The sequence below is a fragment of the Nitratireductor sp. J20-h4 genome (genome assembly GCF_056780505.1).
This window is the reverse complement of sequence record NZ_CM165557.1, coordinates 3,042,501-3,062,768: the sequence shown is the minus strand read 5'-3', so window position 1 is coordinate 3,062,768 and position 20,268 is coordinate 3,042,501. Positions and strand designations below refer to the sequence as shown.

Below are 20,268 nucleotides of genomic sequence, written 5' to 3'. Positions count from 1 at the left end.
TCAGCCTTCCATGGCCTCGAGCTCGTCGATCAGGCCCTCGATCACCGACAGGCCCTTGTCCCAGAATGCCGGGTCGGAGGCGTCGAGCCCGAAGGGCGCGAGCAGTTCGGAATGGTGCTTGGTGCCGCCGGCCTTCAGCATGTCGAAATATTTCTCCTGAAAGCCGGTCTCGGCGTTCTGGTAGACGGCAAACAGCGAGTTCACCAGGCAGTCGCCGAAGGCGTAGGCGTAGACGTAGAACGGCGCATGGATGAAATGCGGGATGTAGCTCCAGAACACCTCGTATCCCTCGCGCAGCCGGATCGCGGGACCGAGGCTTTCGCGCTGCACTTCAAGCCAGAATTCGCCGAGCCGGTCCGAGGTCAGCTCGCCACTGCGGCGCTCGGCATGGACCTTGCGCTCGAAGGCGTAGAAGGCGATCTGGCGTACCACCGTGTTGATCATGTCCTCGACCTTCTGGGCGAGCATGGCCTTGCGTTCGCGCCGGTCCGTGGTCTTGTCCAGCAGCGAGCGGAAGGTGAGCATTTCGCCGAATACCGACGCCGTCTCGGCGAGCGTCAGCGGTGTCGAGGCCATCAGCGCGCCCTGCCGGCCGGCCAAGACCTGGTGGACGCCGTGCCCGAGCTCGTGCGCGAGCGTCATGACGTCGCGCGGCTTGCCCATGTAATTCAAAAGCACATAGGGATGCGCGGACGGAACGGTCGGGTGCGCGAACGCGCCCGGCGCCTTGCCCGGGCGTACCGGGGCGTCGATCCAGCGCTTGTCGAAGAACTGGGCGGCGATATCGGCCATTTCCGGCGCGAAACCGCGATAGGCCGAAAGCACGGTGTCTCTCGCCTCCTCCCAGCCGATCATGGCCTGCGGCGTCTCGGGCAGGGGGGCGTTGCGATCCCAGTGGTTGAGCGCATCCACGCCCAGCCAGCGGGCCTTGAGCTTGTAATAGCGGTGCGACAGCCGCGGATAGGCGGCCTCGACTGCGGCGGCCAGCGCGTCCACCACCTCGCGCTCGACGCGATTGGCCAGATGGCGCGAATCGGCGATGTCCTTGAACCCACGCCAGCGGTCGGAAATCTCCTTGTCCTTGGCCAGCGTGTTGGTGATCAGCGTGAAGACGCGCAGATTGGCCTGAAACGTCTTGGCGAGCGCGTCGGCCGCGGCCTTGCGCTTGGCCCCGTCAGGATCCTGGAGCAGGTTCAGGGTCGGCTCCAGCGGCAGCATTTCGCCGTCGACCTCAAACCGCAGCGCGGTCATGGTCTCGTCGAACAGTCGGTTCCAGGCGCCGCGGCCGGTCACCGATTTTTCGTGGAACAGCTGCTCGATCCGGTCTTCGAGCTGAAAAGGCTTGTCCTTTCTCAGATCGACGATCCAGGAGCGGTAGTGGCCGAAGGCGGGCGCGGCATCGAGTGCGGCGTTGATGGCGTCTTCGTCGATCGTGTTGAGCTCGAGCGGAAAAAACAGCAGATGGGCGCTGGCGTCGGTCATGCTTTCCTGGACGTCGCCGTAAAGCTTGGCCCGTTTCGGATCGCTGGTGTCGCCGGCATAGATCAGGCTGGCGTAGGAGACGATGCGACCGATCAGTTCCTCGAGCGCCTCATAGGCTTCCATCGCCTCGCCGAGCCGGGAGTCGGCCTTCTTTTCGGCCTCGGCGGCAAGCTTGCCGCGCCAGTCGGTCTCGAAGGCCTGGGCGTCGGCCTTGGCGCGCTCGAGATCGCGCGCCAGTTCCCTGGAATCCATTGCGGGGTAGAGGTCGGCGAGATTCCATTCGGGCAGGTCGCCCAGTCGCGTCGTGGCCTCGGGTCGCGCGGAGGTCGCGGTCGTCTGCGTCGCGGTCGGAGCGCTCATGCCTTGTTCCTTACGGGCTGGTTCGGCTGTTTGCGGTCGGGGAAAGGATTTGTTCACCGGCTTTGTTGAGCCCCTATTTAGATGGGTGTGCCAGTATGATCCAGTGACCAATTTCCAGCGAGGACAGCTTTGTCCAGCGCCACCATGACAGACACCATACTGATCGTCGATGACGATCCCGTGCAGCGGCGACTTTTGGAGGCCGCGGCGAGCCGCGCCGGCCACGCCTGTGTCACCGTCGACGGCGGCAAGGCGGCGATGGCGCATCTGACCGGACCCAAGGGGCAGGGGACCGGAGTGGTCATCCTCGATCTGGCCATGCCCGACATGGACGGGCTCGCCGTGCTCGCGGCGATGCGGGCGGTCGGCATCGATCCGCCGGTGATCGTCCAGACCGCGCAGGCCGGAATCGATACGGTGGTGTCGGCGATGCGCGCCGGCGCGTTCGATTTCGTCGTCAAACCGGTGTCGCCGGACCGGCTTCGCAACGCGATCGCCAACGCGCTCAAGGTCAAGGCGCTGGGCGCGCCCGAGCGCGTCGCAAGACCGGCGCACATAGAGACGCTGGCGATCAAGGATCTCGTCACCCGCAGCCCGGCGATGGACCGGGTCGTGCGGCTGGCCGAGAAGGCGGCGGCCTCCAGCATCCCGATCCTGATCGAAGGCGAGTCGGGCGTCGGCAAGGAGGTGATCGCGCGCGCGATCCGCGGCGCCGGCCCGCGCCGTTCGAAACCATTCGTGACCGTGAATTGCGGCGCGATTCCCGAAAATCTGGTCGAGAGTATCCTGTTCGGCCATGAAAAGGGCTCGTTCACCGGGGCCCAGGACAAACATGCCGGCAAGTTCGTGGAGGCCAGCAGCGGCACGCTGTTTCTCGACGAGATCGGCGACCTGCCGCTCGACGTCCAGGTCAAGCTCCTGCGCGCGGTCCAGGAAGGCGAGGTCGACCCGGTCGGCGGTCGGTCGGCGGTCAAGGTCAACATCCGCCTGATCTCGGCCACCCATCGCGATCTCTTGCAGCGCGTCAAGGACGGGCTCTTTCGCGAAGACCTGTTCTACCGGCTCAACGTCTTCCCGATCTATGTGCCGCCGCTGCGCGACCGGCGCGAGGATCTGGACGAGCTGGTGAGCCTGTTCATCGATCGTTTCAGCGCCGCGGAAACCGGCGGGCGGGTCACCGGCATCTCGGGCGAGGCGATGGCGGTACTGAAGGCCTATGACTGGCCCGGGAATATCCGCCAGCTCGAAAACGCGATCTTTCGCGCGGTGGTGCTGAGCGAAGGGTCGACGCTGACCTCGGAGGAGTTCCCGCAGATCCGCGCGCAGGTCGGCGCGGTCGATCCGGTCGAGGAACGCGGGCTCTATCTGGACACCCCTCCAGGCCTGGACGTCGATCCGTCGCGGGCAGACCTGGTCATCGGCTCGCCCGCTACCGCCGGGCCCGGGGGCGGTACGCTCGCGCTTTTCGACGAATACGGCAATGTCCGCTCCCTTTCCGCAATCGAGCGCGAGGCGATCGCCTTCGCCGTCGAGCATTATTCCGGGCAGATGAGCGAGGTCGCCAGACGGCTCGGGATCGGGCGTTCGACGCTTTATCGCAAGCTCAAGGAATACGGCATCGAACCCGACGCCGGACGGGGCGAATACGCGGCAGGTTGAGGCCATCTGACCGGCGGGGGGCGCGATAAATCTTTGGTTTACCTTGACCTCGGTCAAGGACCCCTCGCCGGATTTCTGCCATCGTCTTACCGCATTTGATCTTCAATAAGTCTCGATTAACCATTAGGGATGATAGTCGGACGCATCGAAATGCGTCTGCCGGTCTTCCGGGGACACTTCAAAGCCACAAGGCCTCTTGATTTGAACGACCAGGCTTCTTCCATCGGCGGATGGCGATCGAGCGCGTTTTTCCGTCCTGTCCATATGGCGGTTTTGCTGCTGGCGGCATGCGTCATGCTGACGGCGGCCGAGGCGCGCGCGGAAACGCGTACGCTGAAGCTCTATTTCATCCACACCAAGGAACGCGCCGAGATCACCTACAAGCGCAACGGGCGCTATCTGTCCTCGGGGTTGAAGCAGATCAACCGCTTCCTGCGCGACTGGCGGCGCAACGAGCCGACAAAAATGGACCCGCGCCTGCTCGACGTCGTCTGGGAGGCCTACCAGAAGGTCGGCGCGCGCGACTATATCCATGTCGTGTCGGGCTACCGCTCGCCGTCCACCAATTCCATGCTGCGCAAGCGCGGCCGCGGCGTCGCCAAGAAAAGCCAGCATATGCTCGGCAAGGCGATGGACTTCTATATTCCCGGCGTGCCGCTGAAGAAGCTGCGCAATGCCGGCCTGCGGGAGGGCGTCGGCGGGGTCGGTTATTATCCGCGCTCCGGGTCTCCCTTCGTCCATTTCGACACCGGCAGCGTCCGGCACTGGCCGCGCATGAGCCGTCGTGAACTCGCTTCGGTCTTTCCCAACGGCAAGACCCTGCATGTGCCGACCGACGGCAAGCCGCTTCCCGGCTACAATCAGGCGCTCGCCGCGTACAAGTCTGGCAAGAGCGGCGGCGGTACCATCCAGGTCGCACGTAGCGATGACAGGGATAGGGGGTCCGGGGCTTCCGGTACCAGGTCTTCCGGCGGCGGCCTTCTGGCCAGCCTGTTCGGCGGCGGTGCTGACGAAGAAGAAGACAACATCGCCATCTCGCAGGAGCCAATGCGTCGCGGGCAAACCGTGGCCAGGGCAGCGCCGAAACCCACGCCAGAAGCCGACTTGCCGGGCGTGGCGGCGACTTCGGCTCCCGCAAGGGCACCCAAGGCTGAAGCGCCACCTCCGGTCGAAACGCCCGAGACGATCCTGGCCGCCTTGCCTGAGCGCAGCGTACCGCTGCCGGCTGTCGCACCGCGACCGAAAGCGGAGGTGGTCGCAGAACCCGCGCTTGCGGCGGCCGACGCAGCCGGCGAAATCGAAACGAGCGAAGAGACCGTGCTTGCCTATGGCGTGCCGCTGCCGGCGACGCGGCCGGGCGCTCGCGAAGCAATCGCGCTCGCGGCGGCCGGAGAAAAGCCGGCCGGCAATGCGCACGCCGCTGCCGAAATCCGCAAATCGGCGATCGCCGGCATCATCGAAACGTCCCGTCGTCTGGTGGCCGACGACAAGAAAAAGGATGCCGAGCAGCGCGAGATCGTGCTCGCGGCCTTTGCCCCGGTGCCCGAATTCCGGCCCGGAGACGGTTCGATCAAGGAAATCGTCGCGGCCTTGCCGCAACCGCGCCCAGAAGACCGGCTGCGTGCGGAAATTACCGGCGCTACCGGCCCCGTCCCTGCGAAAAGCGGCCGGCTCGCCGCGCCCAAGCACACGCAGCGCGCCCTGCTTCTGGCCAGCGCCGGTTATCGCGATGCCGAGGCAGTCATCGACACGCGCGTGAAAACCACCGAAAAGGGCGCCAAGCCCGGCCCCTCGGACGCCAAGGGCGACCGGCGGTCGGTGACGCTGCCGATCGAGGAGATCAAGGCGCGCTGGGCGCTGGAAACCGCTGGCCGGGCAACGCGTTCGATCGCCAGCGCCAAGACGCCGTCTCTGGCGCACAACGCGATCCGCATCGCACCGACGCAGGTCTATACGAGCGGTTTCGAAACCGCGCCCGCCGAACCCGATCCGGCACGTTTTTCCGGCAACGCGGTGACTTTCCTGTCGGTGGCGCGCTTCGAAACCGAGTAGCGTCGCCGTCAGGCGTTCTACCCGGACCGCTTTCCCGAGCTGGCCGTTGTAGGCAGAAATCCTTCGACTGCCGGATGTTTCGCTTGCGCATGGTGCGCTCGACGATGTGTGGGCCGCTCGCGGTGCCGTCCAGATCGCGAAAGACCAAGGTCAAACGGTTCCAGACGGCTTTGCGTGCGAACCGGAGTGCCGCACCGGTTCGATTCGTCTCAGGCTTTCGACAGTGCCGCCGCCTCACGGGCCAGTGCCTCGATGCCGTCCCAGTCTCCCGCTTGCAGGAGCGTGTCGGGCACGATCCACGAGCCACCGACGCAGATCACGTTCGGCAGGGACAGATAGGCCGGCGCGTTGGCGGGCGTCACACCCCCGGTCGGGCAAAAACGGGTGCCGGCAAGCGGCGCCGAAAGGGCTTTCAGGAAGGCGATGCCGCCCGATTGCTCGGCGGGAAAGAATTTCAGGATCGAATAGCCTTCCTCGGCCGCGGCCATGATCTCGCTGGGCGTCGTCGCTCCCGGCAGCAACGGCACGTCGGTCGAGCGCGCGGCGTCGAGAAGCTCCTGGGTCGTGCCGGGGCTGACGATGAAACGGGCGCCGGCGCGCACGGCCTGGTCGAACTGGCGCGCGTTGAGGATCGTGCCGGCGCCGATCACCGCCTCGGGCACCTCGGCGGCGGCGATGCGGATCGCGTCGATCGCCTCGCGGGTGCGCAAGGTGATCTCGATCGCCGGCAGGCCGCCCTTTGCCAGGGCCCGCGCCAGCGGCGCGGCGTCGGCCGCGCGATCGATCTTCAGGACGGGGATCACCGGCTGGCCGGTGAGGATGGGCAGAAGCTTGTCGGATTTCTGGGGCATGGTCGCGGCGGCGCCTTTCGTGAACCGTTCGGGAGGCGGGTATAGCCGATCGCTGGCGCAATCAGAAGCCGGCCGCGCCCGAATTCACCAGTGCGGCAGCGCACGCGACAGAGCCGCGAGCAACCGTTGCCAGACCGTGCCCTTTGTTACCGCGCGCGGACCGTCGGTCAGGACCCGCCATGTCTTCGGCCCGGCGATGCCGTCCTCCCGCAGGCCGTTGCGGTGCTGGAAGGCACGCAGCGCCCGCTCGGTCGCGGGCCCGAACACGCCGTCCTGGTCGACGGCGTGACCCGCAGCCGTCAGGCGTGCCTGCAGGCTGCGCACACGCGCGCCGGTCGCGCCGCGTGTGACCGGCACCGTGGCGGCACCGGCGTTGATAGCGGAGGCCGGCGCTGCCGGGGCGGTGCCCACCGCTTCGTATCTGGCGACGGCGCGGGCGATCTTGCGGTCATAGCCATATTTGCGATAGCCGGGCCCGTTATACCCCTTGGCGAAGGCGGCCCAGTCGCGGCGCCTGAGCGCGGCCGTCAAACCTGCTTTTTCGATATAACGCAGCATGATCGCGACCTGACCTGCGACGCCGGAGCGGGCCTCCTCGACCATCGCTTCAACGCTGGCGTAACCGAGCCAGGCCCAGTGCGCACCCATGACCTGACCGATGCCCCAGGACACCGATTCCAACGCGGCCTTGCGGTCGATGGCACAGGCCCGTTCCAGCAGCGCCCAGCGGGCGGCCTGGGTGCGCGGGTTGGCGACGCGGCCGGGCTCGGGCGAGGCGAGGCCCGCGGCGCGGGCCCGGGCGCGTTGCGCGCCCCGCAGGCGCCGATCGAAATAGTGGCCTTCGAAGCGGATTACCGGTTCGCGCCGGCCGGCGACCGTCGCGAAGGGCTTGCCGGCGCTTTCGACGTCGGCGATGGCGAGCAGGACCGCCGGTGCGAGCGCATGGCGTGCCGCCGCGGCGGTGATCGACTGGATGATTTCCGGGCTGAACATTTTTTGAACCTCCGCAACCAATCCCGCGATGATGCGGGCAGGGGCGCGCAGGTGGATCGAAAGCGGTGTCGTTGAGGCCGGTTCCCGACGGCGTGCTTTTGGTGAAGAGGCTGAAACCACGCGGCCTTTTCGCGCCGCTTGCGCTTTCGCCGCCAAGCGGATAGGCGACATCCATCATGAATTCGCCCACGGTTCCGGACCCTGTCAAGATCGCCGCGCTCTATCGGTTTTGCCGACTGGCGCGGCCCGAGACGCTGCGCCAGCCATTGGCCGCTTTCTGCGATCGCCATGGCGTCATGGGCACGCTGATCCTTGCCCCGGAGGGCATTAACGGCACCGTCGCCGGCCCGGATGCCGGGATCGATACGCTGATTGCCTATCTGCAGCGCGAGGCGGGGCTCGGCGATCTCGAGCTCAAGTTCAGCCGCGCCGCCACGATGCCGTTCCTGCGCATGAAAGTCCGGTTGAAACGCGAGATCGTCAGCATGGGCGTCGAGGCGGTCGATCCGGTGGCGGAAGCGGGAACCTATGTCGAGGCGGAGGATTGGAACCGGCTGATCGACGATCCCGAGACCGTGGTGGTCGACACCCGCAACGAGTACGAGGTGTCGCTGGGCACCTTCGCAGGCGCGCTCGATCCGGGGACGCGCCGCTTTCGCGATTTTCCGGCCTGGGCCGAAGCGCACCGCGAGGCGTTTCGTGGCCGCAAGGTGGCGATGTTCTGCACCGGGGGCATCCGCTGCGAAAAAGCGACCGCCTACATGAAATCGATCGGGATCGAGGAGGTCTTCCACCTCAAGGGCGGGATCTTGAAATATCTGGAAGAGGTTCCGGCCGAGGCAAGCCGCTGGCGTGGCGAGTGTTTCGTCTTCGACGAGCGGGTTTCGGTCGGACACGGGCTCGCGCAAGGCGACGCCTCGCTATGTCGGGCCTGCCGCCACCCTCTGACCGGGCAGGACAGGGGATCGCCGCAATTCGTCGAAGGCGTGTCGTGCCCGCATTGTGCCGACAAGCGCTCGGCCGCCGATCGCGCCCGTTATGCCGAACGCCAACGCCAGGTCGACCTTGCTGCGCGCCGCGGCCACGGTCCGCATTTGGGGCAGCGGGCGAACCGGGATGATTGACGCGCGTCATTGCAATGTCGCGACCGCGGTCCTAGCTAAAGCATGCCCGAACGCCTAATCGCGGAGGTTTTATGTTCGATCCCAAGAAGCTGCTCGACGATCTGCTCGGTTCGAAAGTCCCGGGCACGGATTCAACGCTCCGCGACAAGGCGGGCCAGGCGACGCAACTGGCCAAGGACAACCCGCTTGCGACCGGCGCGCTGGTCGCCGTACTGCTTGGCACGGGAACCGGCCGCGCGGTCACCGGCGCGGCGCTGAAGGTCGGCGGCCTCGCCGCCGTTGCCGGTCTGGCCTACAAGGCCTATCAGAATTATCGCGCCGGCGACGCGCCGGGTTCCGATCCGGCCGCGGCCGAGCCCGAGCTTCTGCCACCCCCGTCCGACAGCGAATTCCGGCCCGAAACCGCCCCGCAGGGCGAGACGGAATTCGCGCTCACCCTGGTGCGCGCGATGATCGCGGCCGCCCGTGCCGACGGCCATATCAACGACGAGGAGCGCGGCAGGATCGCCGACCGGCTCACGCTGTCGGGCATCGGCGCGGAAGCCGAATCGTTCCTGGTTTCGGAGCTGGAACGGCCGGTCGACCTCGATGCGCTGGTCGCCGAGGCCCGCACCGAGGCGCAGCGGGTGGAACTCTACACCGCGTCGCGGCTGGCGATCGAGCCGCATACCCGGGCCGAGCGCGGTTATCTCGACATGCTGGCCGGGCGGTTGAAGCTGCCCGACGCGCTGGTCGACCACATCGAGGCGACGGTCGCCTCGGCCAAGGAGCCGGTTGCCGCGCAGCCCGCGCCGGGCGATGCGCCGTCCGGCAGATCGCCCTGGTAGCCTGCCCGCGCCGGCTTTTCGCCGTGCGGAGCTTGATGACGGCGCCGCGCGGCGGGTGCGCGTTAACGTTTCGTTAACCAGTTGAGCGCATGCTCGGTCCAGTCGGATCAGCTTTCCTCCTCCCAAGCATGGTCCAGATCGGGCGGCCGCGAATGGCCGCCCTTCCTTATTCCCAGACAGCTTGCGCATTCCGCCATCCTCTGCCAAGTGCATCGGATCGGAGGAAAGCATATGGATGCAGGCAAGGTCGCGATCGTCACCGGAGCGGGAACCGGGATCGGCAAGGCCGCCGCCGCCGCTCTGGCGCGCGCGGGCTGGCATACGATCTATGTCGGGCGGCGCAAGGCGCTGCTCGAGGAAGCGATCGCCGCAACCGGACAGACACAAGGCCAGGCGCTGGCATTTCACGCCGACGTGACCGATCCCGCGGCGGTGGACGATCTGTTTGAGCAGGTCGCGGCCCGGTTCGGGCGGGTCGATCTCCTGTTCAACAATGCCGGCATGTTTTCCAAGAGCCAGACGATCGACGAAACGCCGGTCGAGGTGTGGAAGGCGGTCGTCGACGTCAATCTGACCGGTGCCTTTTTGTGCGCGCGGGCGGCTTTCAGGCAGATGCGTCGCCAGGCGCCGATGGGCGGGCGCATTATCAACAACGGCTCGATCTCCGCGCATGCGCCCCGACCGGGCTCGGCGCCCTATACGGCCACCAAGCATGCCATCACCGGCCTGACGCGGACGCTGGCGCTCGACGGGCGGCCCTTCGACATCGCCTGCGGGCAGATCGATATCGGCAACGCGCTGACCGACATGGCCGCGCCGATGGCCGACGGTGTGCCGCAGGCCGACGGCCGGATCGCGCCCGAGGCGGTGATGGATGTCGACAATGTCGCCCGTTCGGTGCTGCACATGGCCAATCTGCCGCTTAACGCCAATGTGCTGTTCATGACCGTCATGGCGACGAAGATGCCCTTCGTCGGCCGCGGTTGAGAAAAACCGTTCCGCAGGCCGGGTCAACTTCAACGGAATTGCTTGGACACGGCCGGTATTGCGCGCTTCGATAGGCCGGGTGCGCCGATGGCGACCTAAGGCGGCGCGCCCACCCCGGGACGGGGCCATAGAGTGAGAGCAAGGACAGACTTTAGACCATGGCAGCGTTCATCGACGGCTATCAAGGCTATGTCGCGCTTGCGGTTCTGGCTGTGCTTTTGGTGTTTTTCATCATCGAGCGCTATCCGCCGGAGGTCACGGCGGTCGCCGGCGCGGCGGTGTTTCTGCTGCTCGGGCTGACGCCGGCCGATGAAGCGACAAAGGTGTTTTCCAACGCGGCGCCGCTGACGATCGCGGCCATGTTCGTGCTCTCGGGGGCGCTGGTGCGCACCGGCGTTCTGGAAATGGTCGCCGACAGGGTGATCGGCCAGGCAGCACGCCGTCCGGCGACCGCGATCGGGGTGCTGTTGTTCGGCGCGGTCACAGCGTCGGCCTTCATGAACAACACTCCGGTGGTGCTGATCCTGATCCCGATCGTGTTCCGGCTCGCCCGCTCGCTCGATGTCGCCGCGACCCGTCTCTTGATCCCCGTCTCCTATGCCGCGATCCTCGGCGGCACCTGCACGCTGATCGGCACCTCGACCAACATTCTCGTCGACGGCGTGGCGCGCGAGGCCGGGCTGGCGCCGTTCTCGATCTTCGAGATGACCCCGGTCGGCCTGGTGGCGGCCCTGACCGGTACGGTGGTCATGCTTACGCTTGGCCGCTTTCTCTTGCCCGACCGGCGCACCGGCGGCGAAACCTCGCCGGCCGGACAGACCGAATTCCTGTCCGAGGTCACGGTGCGGGCCGAAGGCCGCTACACCCAGCAGAAGATCGGGCAACTGGCTGATTTCAAACGCTCCGGCCTGCGCATACTGGGCCTGCGCAGCGGCAATGACATCATGCGCGAAAATATTCAGGACCGGATCATGAAACGCGGCGATTCGCTGATCGTGGCGGCGACCGCGGCCGAGATCCTGACGCTGAACGAGCAGGCCGACCTGCGCGTGGGCATGCGCCGCGGGCAGGAGCGCACCGGCGAACGGGTCGCGGTGGAGGCGGTGGTGGCGCCGCATCGCGGGACGGCCGGCGGCCGCATTGCCGACCTGTCGCTCGGCCGGCGCTACGGCGTGCGTGTGCTCGGCGCGCACCGGCATCGCCACATTCCCGGTTCCGATCTGGAAAGCGTCATGCTGCGGCCGGCCGACAAGCTGCTTCTGGAAGGCCCGCCGGCCAATTTCGACGCGCTGACCGAGGACGCGGCGCTGGTGTCGGTGACGCGGCCGAGCGGCCGTCCCTATCGCCGCGGCAAGGCGCCCGTCGCCGTGCTGGCGCTAGGCGCCGTGGTGCTGCTTGCCGCCCTTCAGTTCATGGACATCTCCATCCTGGCGATGCTCGCCGTCGCGGCGATCCTGGTGCTGCGCTGCATCGACAGCGACGAGGCGTGGGGATCGATCGACGGGTCGATCCTGGTGCTGATCTTTTCCATGCTGATCGTCGGGGCCGGGTTGGAGAAATCCGGCGCGGTGATGCTGATCGTCTCGGTGCTGACGCCGCTGCTGGAAGCCTCGCCGCCGCTGGTGACGCTGGCCGCGATCTACATTCTGACCTCGATCTTCACCGAACTGGTCAGCAACAACGCCGTGGCGGTGCTGATGGCGCCGATCGCGATCGGGCTCGCCGCCCAGCTCGGCGTCGACGCGCGTCCCTTCCTGATCGCGGTGATGATCGGCGCCAGCGCCAGTTTCGCAACCCCGATCGGCTACCAGACCAACACGCTGGTCTATGGCGCCGGCAATTACCGCTTTTCCGACTTCCTGAAGATCGGCGTGCCGATGAACCTGTCGATCGCCGCCACCACCTGCCTGGCGATCTGGTATCTTTACGATCTGTGAGCCTTGCTCCGGGCCGCCTTCAGCCGCCTTGCACGGCCGCGCCGGGCAGGTAGAGCGTGATCGGCCGGATTTCGTAGACGGCCGACGTGTTGACGCGCTGTAGGTCGCGGGCGGCCGCAACCGCAGCATCCAGCGTGTCGCATTCCAGCACGTAGAAGCCGAGCAACTGCTCCTTGGTCTCGGCAAAGGGACCGTCGATCACCATCGGTTCGCCGGGCCCGCGCAGGGTGACGGCGGTGCCGGTCCCGTCGAGCCGGGCCGCCGGACCGAGCCGGTTTTGCCGGTCGATCTTGTCGTGAACCCTCATCAGGCCCGCCATCAGCGCTGCGTCCTCGTCGGGCGACAGCGCGGAAACGGCCTGTTCTTCGTGATAGGCGAGTATGGCGTAGAGCATGTTTCCTCCCGATTGCCCCGCGCGCGGGCCGGCGGTGATGGCGATGATGATCCAGACACTGCGGATCAGCGGCTCAAAAAGGCCTCCATACGCTCGATCGCGCGCAGGATGTTTTCTTCCGAATTGGCGTAGGAGAGGCGCAGATACCCTTCGCCGAGCACCCCGAAATCCGGTCCGCCGATCGTCGCCACGCCGGCCTCGTCGAGAAGCGCGGCCGCCAGTTTCTTGGCCGGCCAGCGGGTGTCGCGCACGTTCGGATAGGCATAAAAGGCGCCCTTCGGCGTCACACAGGAGATGCCGGGCAGGCCGTTCAGCCCTTCCACGATCACCCGGCGGCGGCGATCGAAGGCGCGCAGCATGGTCTCGACCTCGTCCTGCGGCCCGTCAATCGCCGCGATGCCGGCATATTGGCTGGGAGCGTTGACGCAGGACCAGCAATTGACGGCGAGCTTGCGCACCTTGTCGTAGAGCCGCTCCGGCCAGATCGACCAGCCCATGCGCCAGCCGGTCATGGCCCAGGTCTTGGACCAGCCGTTGAGCACGATCAGCCGGTCGCGGATTTCGGCAAAGCCGAGCAGCGAAGAGTGCCGCTCGCCGTCATAGGTCATCACGTCGTAGATCTCGTCCGACAGCAGGGCGACATCGGGAAACGCGGCAAGGCCGGCGACCAGTTTTTCGATCTCGGCGCGCGGCGTGACGCCGCCGGTCGGATTGGCGGGCGAGTTCAGCACCAAAAGCCTGGTTCGCGGCGTGATCAGCGCCAGCGTTTCCTCGGCGGAGAAGGCGAAGCCGTTTTCCTCGCGCATCGGCACGGGGACGGGCGTGGCGCCGGTGAACTCGATCATCGAACGGTAGATCGGAAAACCGGGATCGGGATAGAGGATTTCCGCACCCGGTTCGCCGAACATCAGGATCGCCGCGAACATGGTCGGCTTGCCGCCCGGCATGATCATTACAGACTCAGGCGAGACCTCGACGCCGGTGGTGGCCAGCGTGCGGCGCACCACGGCCTCGCGGGTGGCGATCAGGCCGTTGGCGGGGGTGTAACCGTGATGGCCGTCGCGCAGCGCCTTGACGGCGGCCTCGACGATGTGGGCGGGCGTGCTGAAATCGGGCTGGCCGATGCCCAGATTGATGATGTCGCGCCCCTGTTCGGCAAGCCTGGTCGCCCGCGCGAGCACGGCGAAGGCGTTTTCCTCGCCGATGCGGTCGAAGGCCGGAATCGTGTGGAGCATGCGGCGTGTCCTTGTGGTCCTTTCCGTTCTGCGCGACTTTTGTGAGCCTCCGGCGGCAAAAGTCAAACGGCAGGAGCATCAAGGTGGGTGGGGAGCTTGCGAACTGGACCGGGCGGCCGCGGCCGCAGCACACGGCCGTGGAAGGACGGTTCGTGCGGCTCGAACCGCTCGACCCGGCACGCCACGGCGACGGGCTCTATGCGGCCTCGACCGTTGCCGATGCGCCGGAGCGGTTCCGGTGGCTGCCCGAGTTTCCGCCGGCAAGCAGGGCCGACTTCCAGCCCTGGCTCGACAAGGCGGCGGCGAGCGCGGACCCGCTGTTCTTCGCCGTCATCGACCGCCGCAGCGGGGCGGTGTGCGGACGCCAGACGCTGATGCGCATCGATGCGGCGAACGGGGTGATCGAGATCGGCAATATCTATTGGGGGCCGGCGATCGCGCGCACGCCGGCCGCCACCGAGGCGCTTTATCTGTTTGCCGCCCATGCGTTCGACGCGCTCGGCTATCGGCGCTTCGAATGGAAATGCAACGATCGCAACGCGCCCTCCAAGCGTGCGGCGGAACGGTTCGGGTTTTCGTTTGAGGGGGTTTTCCGCCAACATATGGTCGTGAAGGGCGAAAACCGCGATACGGCATGGTATGCGATGATCGACTCGGAATGGCCGGCGCTGAAACGGGCCTTCGAGGCGTGGCTCGACCCGGCCAATTTCGACGGTGAAGGACGACAGCGGCGCCGGCTCGAGGCATGCCGCGACGCGATCAAGGAGTAGTCTTCGGTCATGGGGCACGACCACAGCCACGATCACAGTCACGATCACGGGCACGACCATGGCTCCGGCAACAAGACGCGCATGCTGATCGCCGCGCTCCTGACCGGCGGTTTCATGATCGTGGAGGCGGCCGGCGGACTTTTGACCGGGTCGCTGGCGCTGCTGGCCGATGCGGGCCACATGCTGACCGATACGGTCGCGCTGTCGCTCGGCTGGTATGCCTTCCATCTCGCCGAACGCCGCGCCAACGAGCGCCTGACCTACGGCTACGACCGCATCAAGACGCTGGTTGCCTACACCAACGGCCTGACGGTGTTCGTGATTGCGTTGTGGATCGTCTACGAGGCGTGGGAACGGTTTTCCATGCCGTCGCCGGTGCTGGGCGGTCCGATGCTTGTCGTCGGCCTTGCCGGCCTCCTCGTCAATATCGTCGCCTTTTTCGTCCTGCATGGCGGATCGCGCGACGATCTCAACATGCGCGGCGCCATTCTGCACGTGCTGGGCGACCTTCTCGGCTCCGTCGCCGCGATCGCGGCGGCGCTCATCATTCTGGCCACGGGCTGGTATCCGATCGACCCGATCCTGTCGGTGCTGGTGGCGGTGCTGCTGTTCCGCAGCGCCTGGGCGCTGATCCGCGATTCGGGTCATGTGCTGCTTGAAGGCGCGCCGTCGAACCTCGACCGCGACGCCGTCGCGCGCGATCTGGAAACCCATGTCGCGGGCGTGCGCGACATCCACCACATGCATGTCTGGTCGATGGACGGCCGCCGCACCATGGCGACCCTGCATGCCAGCCTGGAAGGCGGCATGATCGCCGGCGAGGCGATCGCGCGCATCAAGGCGCGGCTTTCGGACGTGCATGGCATCGGCCACGCCACCGTCGAACCCGAATATGGCGATTGCGCCGATGCGCGGGACCATCACAACAACCATTCGCATTGAAGAGAGGTGAACATGGCCGGCAGGCTGAAGGGCAAGATCGCGGTCGTTACCGCGGCAGGGCAGGGGATCGGGCGCGCGATCGCCGAAGCATTCGTGGCCGAGGGCGCGACGGTCTACGCCTCCGATCTGGCGCGTGACAAGCTGGACGATCTGCGGCGCGTGAAACGGGCCAGGCTCGACGTCCGCTCGACGCGGGCGGTGGAGAAATATGCCGAAAAAATCGGCGATATCGACATTCTGGTCAATGTCGCCGGTTTCGTGCATCACGGCACCGTGCTCGACTGCTCGGAGAAGGACTGGGACTTTTCCTTCGATCTCAACGTCAAATCCATGCACCGCACGATCGCGGCTTTCCTGCCTGGCATGCTGCGGCGCGCCGAGGGGACCGGGACCTCGGCCTCGATCATCAATCTATCGTCCGGCGCCTCGTCGCTGAAGGGCGCGCCGAACCGCTACGCCTATGGCGCGACCAAGGCGGCGGTGATCGGCCTGACCAAGTCGGTCGCGGTTGACTTCATCCGCAAGGGCATACGCTGCAACGCGATCTGCCCGGGCACCGTGCGTTCCCCGTCCTGGGAGGCGCGGGTGGACGAACTCGGCCAGTCGGTCGGGGGGACCGACAAGGCGATGGAGATGTTCGTGTCGCGCCAGCCGATGGGCCGGGTCGGCGAAGCCGCCGAAATCGCCGCGCTGGCGCTTTATCTGGCTTCCGACGAATCCGCCTTCACCACCGGCACGGCGATCCCGATCGACGGCGGGTGGACGCTGTGATGGACGCCCGGACCCGCAACGCGGCGATCGCCGCCGCGATCATCCTGGTCGGCTTCGGCCTGGTCGCCTTCTACATGCCCACGATCATGCTCGCCGTGGGCGAGAGTTCGCCACTCGCCGCCGGTGCCATCGCGGTTGCCTTCGTGGTGGCGTTTTTTGGGGTGTTCTGGCTGCGCGGCCGCGCGCAGCGACGCAAATGAGCATGCGGGTCCTGGTGACGGGCGCGGCCGGAATGATCGGGCGCAAGCTGGTTGCCCGGCTCGCGCGCGACGGGGGGCTGAACGGCAGGCGGCTCGCCGCGCTCGACCTGCACGATATCGTTGGCGCCGACGCGCCCGCGATTGCCGGGACGGCGGTGTCGATCCATGTCGGCGACCTTGCCGCGCCCGGCGAGGCCGACAGGCTGGTCGCGGCGAAACCGGATGTGGTGTTTCATCTCGCCGGTGTCGTTTCGGCCGAGGCCGAAGCCGATTTCGACAAGGGTTACCGGGTCAACCTCGACGGCACGCGCGCCCTGTTCGAGGCGATCCGCCTTGCCGGCCATGGGCCGCGGGTGGTGTTTTCCTCCTCGATCGCGGTTTTCGGGGCGCCGTTTCCCGACACGATCCCCGACGATTTCCACCCCACGCCGCTGACCTCCTACGGTACCCAGAAACTGATCGGCGAGGCGCTGCTTGCCGACTATTCGCGCCGCGGCTTTCTCGACGGGATCGGGCTTCGCCTGCCGACCATCTGCGTCAGGCCGGGCAAGCCGAACAAGGCGGCGTCCTCATTCTTTTCGTCGATCATCCGCGAACCGCTGGCCGGCCGGCAGATGGTGCTGCCGGTGCCGCGCTCCGTGTTGCACACCCATGCCAGCCCGCGCGCGGCGGTGGGCTTCCTGCTGCACGCCGCCGGGCTTGCCGGCGACGCGGTCGGGCCACGGCGCAACGTGACCATGCCGGGCGTCGCCTGCACCGTCGGCGAGCAGATCGACGCGCTCGGGCGCATCGCCGGGACAAGGGCGGTCGCGCTGATCCGCGAGCAGCGCGACGATGCGGTGTGGGCGATCGTGCGCAACTGGCCGACGCGGTTTACGGCCGAACGGGCGCGCGCGCTCGGGTTCGAGGCCGAGGAGAGTTTCGACGAGATCGTCCGGGCGCATATCGAGGACGAGCTCGACGGGGCGATCTGATCGGCTCTACGCCTGCAGGCTCGCGGTCAGAAGCGTAAGGCCGATCAGGAAAACGAAAGCGGCGCCGCCGATCTCGATCGCGGCGTGGATACGATTGCCCAGACGGCCGTCGCCGGCAAGCGCCACAGCCCAGTTCTTGGCAACGACCGCGAGCGTTGCGAGCGCCGAGACAGTGATCGCGGTGCCGAGCGCCATGGCGAGTACCGAGACGATGCCGCCGAGCCAGAGGCCGTTGAGGAAGGAAAAGGTCAGAACGATCAGCGCGCCCGAGCAGGGCCGCAGGCCGACGGCGGCCACCGCCGACCAGGCGGCGCGCCAGGTGAAGCGGTCGCCGGAAACAAGCCTCGGGTCCGGCGCGTGGGCGTGGCCGCAACTGGCGCAGACCGCACCGGGGGCGTGGTCATGATTTTGGTCGTGCCCGTCGCCGTGGTGATGGGCGTGATCGCCGTGATGATGATGATGGTCGTTGTCGGTCGCGATCGCCGCCGACAGATTTTGCGCCGGGCCGCCGACAAGCCGCGCGCGCAGACGTGGACCGGCTTTCTGCCACAGGAGCCAGGCGCCGAACGCCGTAATCAGCGCATAGCTGGCCACTTCCAGGAACCAGGTGGCGCCGGTCATCGACACCGCGGTGCCGCGCAGGAACAAAAACACCGCGCCGATCAGGACGATGGCGCTCAGCGCCTGGAGGAAGGCCGAGACGAAGGAGAGCATCACGCCGCGTTTGAGCGCCACCTCGTTGGCCAGCATGTAAGACGAGATCACCGCCTTGCCATGGCCCGGTCCCGCGGCGTGAAAGACACCGTAGGCAAAGGAAAGCCCGACGAGCAGCCACAGCTTGCCGCTATCCTCGCGCATCGCCTTCAATGCGCCGGTGAGCGCGCGGTAGAAGGCCTGCTGCTGCGTGTTGACCCAATTGACAAAGCCGCCAAAGAAACCGGTTTGCGGCAGCATCGCCTCGTTGGTGCCGATGCCGAGCGAACTCTGGGCATTGCCGGCCGCAACCGCCGCCAGCAGGGTTCCGGCGGCCAAAGCGGCAATCATGCGTGCTTTTGTCATAATCGGCCTCAACCCTGTGCGGGGCAGGAAATTTCGAGCCGGGTCGCGAACAGCTTGCCCATGTCGTTGCCGGTCGGATCGTTGAAGAAGGCCTCGGTCAGGGAGGACTGGTTCTGGGCGATCGCCTCGTCCGGATCGGGCCGCACCACCTGGCGCCCGCAGCCCGAAGGCAGGCCTTCGACCGCCATATAGGCGTCCTCGACGAAGTCGATCGCGGTGTAGAAGGTCGGGTCATAGACACCGAAATCCACCGTACCGTCGAGTTCCAGCCTCTCCTTGGGCTGGGATTCGAACAGGATGATGAGCTGATTGTCCTCGAAATTGACCATCAGCCGGTCCGGCGCCTGCATGGCGACCGGCTTGCCGTTGGCCGACACGATCTGGAAATAGTCGAACTCACCGATCGAATCGTAGACCACGCTCGAGACTTCCTCGAGTTCGTCCGGGCTCAGTTTCAGATCGCCGTTCTTGTCGAACTCCACCAGCACGGTGCTGGAAAACAAATCGTCGAAGCGCCACAGATGCCGCAGCGCGGTGACGGACCTGTCGGCGTCGACAACGACGTCGAGCCGGGCCTCGGCGAATACGTGCGGATGGGCGGCGGCCGGCCCCGCGGTGCAGACGGTTGCGGCCACGAGTGCGGTGGAGATCGAACGTCGCATGGTCGGCCGCATCAACTACCTGCCGGATGGGGGATGGAATCTCGCCGCAGCATGACCACAAAACGGGCGAAATTGGGACCGTCCCGTGTCATGGCGCGCGCTCGTCCCTGAACCATTGCACGAGGAAGTCGACGAAAACACGGACCTTGGCCGGCAGGTAGCGGCGGTGCGGATAGACGGCGAAAATGCCGGCATCCGTCGGCATGCGGTCGTCAAACAGCGTCGTCAGCCGTCCGGCCTCGATCTCCGGGGCGGCGATGAAATCGGGCAGGATGGCGAAACCGAGCCCGGCCAGGGCCGCCGCGCGCGCGGCAAGCGGGCTGTTGACCTCGATGGGCCCCGAAACCGGCACGGTGACCGTTTCGCCGTCGTCGCCGATGAACGGCCAGTTGGAAAGCCAGCGCCCATTGGTGTCGATGATGCAGGGCAGGTCGGCGAGGTCCTGCGGACGCCGTGGCGCACCGCGTCTTTCGATAAGCGCCGGAGCGGCGCAGACCTTGACCGAGAACGGGGCGAGGCGGCGCGCGATCAGCGAGGAATTTTCAAGCCGGGCGATGCGGATGGCGAGATCGAAGCCCTCCTCGACCAGATCGACGAAGCGGTCGTCGAGATTGATGTCGAGCACGATATCCGGATGGGCGGCGGCGAAGTCGATCAGCGACTGGCCGATCGGCGCGTCGGCAAAGGTGCGCGGCGCCGACAGCTTGATGCGGCCTTTCACGTCGCCGGAGGATTCGCGCACCGAATCGGCCAGGCTGTCGATCTCGCGGATGATCTCGGAAGCGCGGCGAAAATAGGTATGGCCGGCTTCCGTCAGCGAGAACTGGCGCGTCGTGCGGTTGAGCAGCAGCGCGCCGAGATCGTCCTCCAGTTCGCGGACATATTTCGACAAAAGCGCCTTGGAACGGCCGATCTTGCGCGCGGCGGCGGAAAACCCTTCCGCCTCGACCACGGCGATGAAGGCGCGCATGCGGGTAAGCGTGTCCATG

General features: G+C 66.6%; 19 protein-coding genes. 11 read left to right on the top strand and 8 right to left on the bottom strand.

Going from position 1 to position 20,268, the window contains the following annotated elements; all coding sequences use genetic code 11:
• Positions 1-1,842 carry a M3 family oligoendopeptidase gene (locus tag ACT2B0_RS14835; RefSeq protein ID WP_473458758.1) on the bottom strand — a complete coding sequence of 614 codons (1,842 nt, stop codon included), beginning with the start codon at positions 1,840-1,842 and terminating at the stop codon, positions 1-3.
• A gap of 144 nt (positions 1,843-1,986) precedes the next feature.
• Between ACT2B0_RS14835 and ACT2B0_RS14830 the strand changes: the two genes are divergently transcribed.
• Positions 1,987-3,501 carry a sigma-54-dependent transcriptional regulator gene (locus ACT2B0_RS14830; protein ID WP_473458756.1) on the top strand — a complete coding sequence of 505 codons (1,515 nt, stop codon included), beginning with the start codon at positions 1,987-1,989 and terminating at the stop codon, positions 3,499-3,501.
• 264 nt (positions 3,502-3,765) lie between these two features.
• Positions 3,766-5,553, top strand: a complete 1,788-nt coding sequence (mepK, locus tag ACT2B0_RS14825) for a peptidoglycan L,D-endopeptidase MepK (protein WP_473458754.1) — start codon at positions 3,766-3,768, stop codon at positions 5,551-5,553.
• Between the two features lie 209 nt (positions 5,554-5,762).
• Here the strand turns inward: mepK and ACT2B0_RS14820 are convergent, their stop codons facing one another.
• Together ACT2B0_RS14820 and ACT2B0_RS14815 are read right to left on the bottom strand one after the other, a co-directional pair.
• On the bottom strand, positions 5,763-6,404 hold the full coding sequence (locus ACT2B0_RS14820) for a 2-dehydro-3-deoxy-phosphogluconate aldolase (protein WP_473458753.1): 642 nt from the start codon (positions 6,402-6,404) through the stop codon (positions 5,763-5,765).
• A gap of 84 nt (positions 6,405-6,488) precedes the next feature.
• Entirely contained in the window at positions 6,489-7,397 is a 909-nt protein-coding gene (locus ACT2B0_RS14815) for an N-acetylmuramidase domain-containing protein (protein ID WP_473458751.1), read from the bottom strand.
• Positions 7,398-7,573: 176 nt separating this feature from the next.
• Here ACT2B0_RS14815 and trhO point away from each other — a divergent pair, with 176 nt between their 5' ends.
• From trhO to ACT2B0_RS14795, 4 genes are all read left to right on the top strand, one after another.
• Complete coding sequence (gene trhO, locus ACT2B0_RS14810) at positions 7,574-8,521, top strand: oxygen-dependent tRNA uridine(34) hydroxylase TrhO (RefSeq protein ID WP_473458749.1); 948 nt, start codon at positions 7,574-7,576, stop codon at positions 8,519-8,521.
• 71 nt (positions 8,522-8,592) lie between these two features.
• Entirely contained in the window at positions 8,593-9,348 is a 756-nt protein-coding gene (locus tag ACT2B0_RS14805; protein WP_473458747.1) for a tellurite resistance TerB family protein, read from the top strand.
• Between the two features lie 231 nt (positions 9,349-9,579).
• Positions 9,580-10,335, top strand: coding sequence for an SDR family oxidoreductase (locus ACT2B0_RS14800; RefSeq protein ID WP_473458745.1), 756 nt, complete (start codon positions 9,580-9,582; stop codon positions 10,333-10,335).
• Between the two features lie 158 nt (positions 10,336-10,493).
• Positions 10,494-12,272 carry an SLC13 family permease gene (locus ACT2B0_RS14795; RefSeq protein ID WP_473458743.1) on the top strand — a complete coding sequence of 593 codons (1,779 nt, stop codon included), beginning with the start codon at positions 10,494-10,496 and terminating at the stop codon, positions 12,270-12,272.
• Positions 12,273-12,291: 19 nt separating this feature from the next.
• Here the strand turns inward: ACT2B0_RS14795 and ACT2B0_RS14790 are convergent, their stop codons facing one another.
• Both ACT2B0_RS14790 and ACT2B0_RS14785 read right to left on the bottom strand, forming a co-directional pair.
• The gene (locus ACT2B0_RS14790; protein ID WP_473458741.1) at positions 12,292-12,666 is read right to left on the bottom strand and encodes a YciI family protein; all 375 of its coding nucleotides are present in this window, start codon (positions 12,664-12,666) and stop codon (positions 12,292-12,294) included.
• A gap of 65 nt (positions 12,667-12,731) precedes the next feature.
• Positions 12,732-13,901 (bottom strand): pyridoxal phosphate-dependent aminotransferase, encoded by a 1,170-nt coding sequence (locus ACT2B0_RS14785; protein WP_473458739.1) that lies wholly within the window; start codon positions 13,899-13,901, stop codon positions 12,732-12,734.
• An 83-nt stretch (positions 13,902-13,984) separates the two neighbouring features.
• Between ACT2B0_RS14785 and ACT2B0_RS14780 the strand changes: the two genes are divergently transcribed.
• From ACT2B0_RS14780 to denD, 5 genes are read left to right on the top strand one after another with little or no spacing between them, the layout of a single operon-like run.
• On the top strand, positions 13,985-14,671 hold the full coding sequence (locus ACT2B0_RS14780; protein WP_473458737.1) for a GNAT family N-acetyltransferase: 687 nt from the start codon (positions 13,985-13,987) through the stop codon (positions 14,669-14,671).
• Positions 14,672-14,680: 9 nt separating this feature from the next.
• The gene (locus ACT2B0_RS14775; protein ID WP_473458735.1) at positions 14,681-15,613 is read left to right on the top strand and encodes a cation diffusion facilitator family transporter; all 933 of its coding nucleotides are present in this window, start codon (positions 14,681-14,683) and stop codon (positions 15,611-15,613) included.
• Positions 15,614-15,625: 12 nt separating this feature from the next.
• Positions 15,626-16,384, top strand: coding sequence for an SDR family oxidoreductase (locus tag ACT2B0_RS14770; RefSeq protein ID WP_473458733.1), 759 nt, complete (start codon positions 15,626-15,628; stop codon positions 16,382-16,384).
• Positions 16,384-16,584 (top strand): hypothetical protein, encoded by a 201-nt coding sequence (locus ACT2B0_RS14765; RefSeq protein ID WP_473458731.1) that lies wholly within the window; start codon positions 16,384-16,386, stop codon positions 16,582-16,584. Before ACT2B0_RS14770 ends, ACT2B0_RS14765 begins: the two co-directional genes overlap by 1 nt.
• Positions 16,585-16,586: 2 nt before the next feature.
• Entirely contained in the window at positions 16,587-17,558 is a 972-nt protein-coding gene (gene denD / locus ACT2B0_RS14760) for a D-erythronate dehydrogenase (protein ID WP_473466013.1), read from the top strand.
• A 6-nt stretch (positions 17,559-17,564) separates the two neighbouring features.
• On the opposite strand, the gene ACT2B0_RS14755 is transcribed toward denD, so the two are convergent.
• The 3 genes from ACT2B0_RS14755 to ACT2B0_RS14745 all read right to left on the bottom strand — a co-directional run bounded on the left by ACT2B0_RS14755 (position 17,565) and on the right by ACT2B0_RS14745 (position 20,267).
• Entirely contained in the window at positions 17,565-18,617 is a 1,053-nt protein-coding gene (locus tag ACT2B0_RS14755; RefSeq protein WP_473458729.1) for a nickel/cobalt transporter, read from the bottom strand.
• Between the two features lie 8 nt (positions 18,618-18,625).
• On the bottom strand, positions 18,626-19,279 hold the full coding sequence (locus ACT2B0_RS14750; RefSeq protein WP_473458727.1) for a DUF1007 family protein: 654 nt from the start codon (positions 19,277-19,279) through the stop codon (positions 18,626-18,628).
• An 88-nt stretch (positions 19,280-19,367) separates the two neighbouring features.
• The gene (locus ACT2B0_RS14745) at positions 19,368-20,267 is read right to left on the bottom strand and encodes a LysR family transcriptional regulator (RefSeq protein ID WP_473458725.1); all 900 of its coding nucleotides are present in this window, start codon (positions 20,265-20,267) and stop codon (positions 19,368-19,370) included.
• Position 20,268 lies beyond the last annotated feature (1 nt).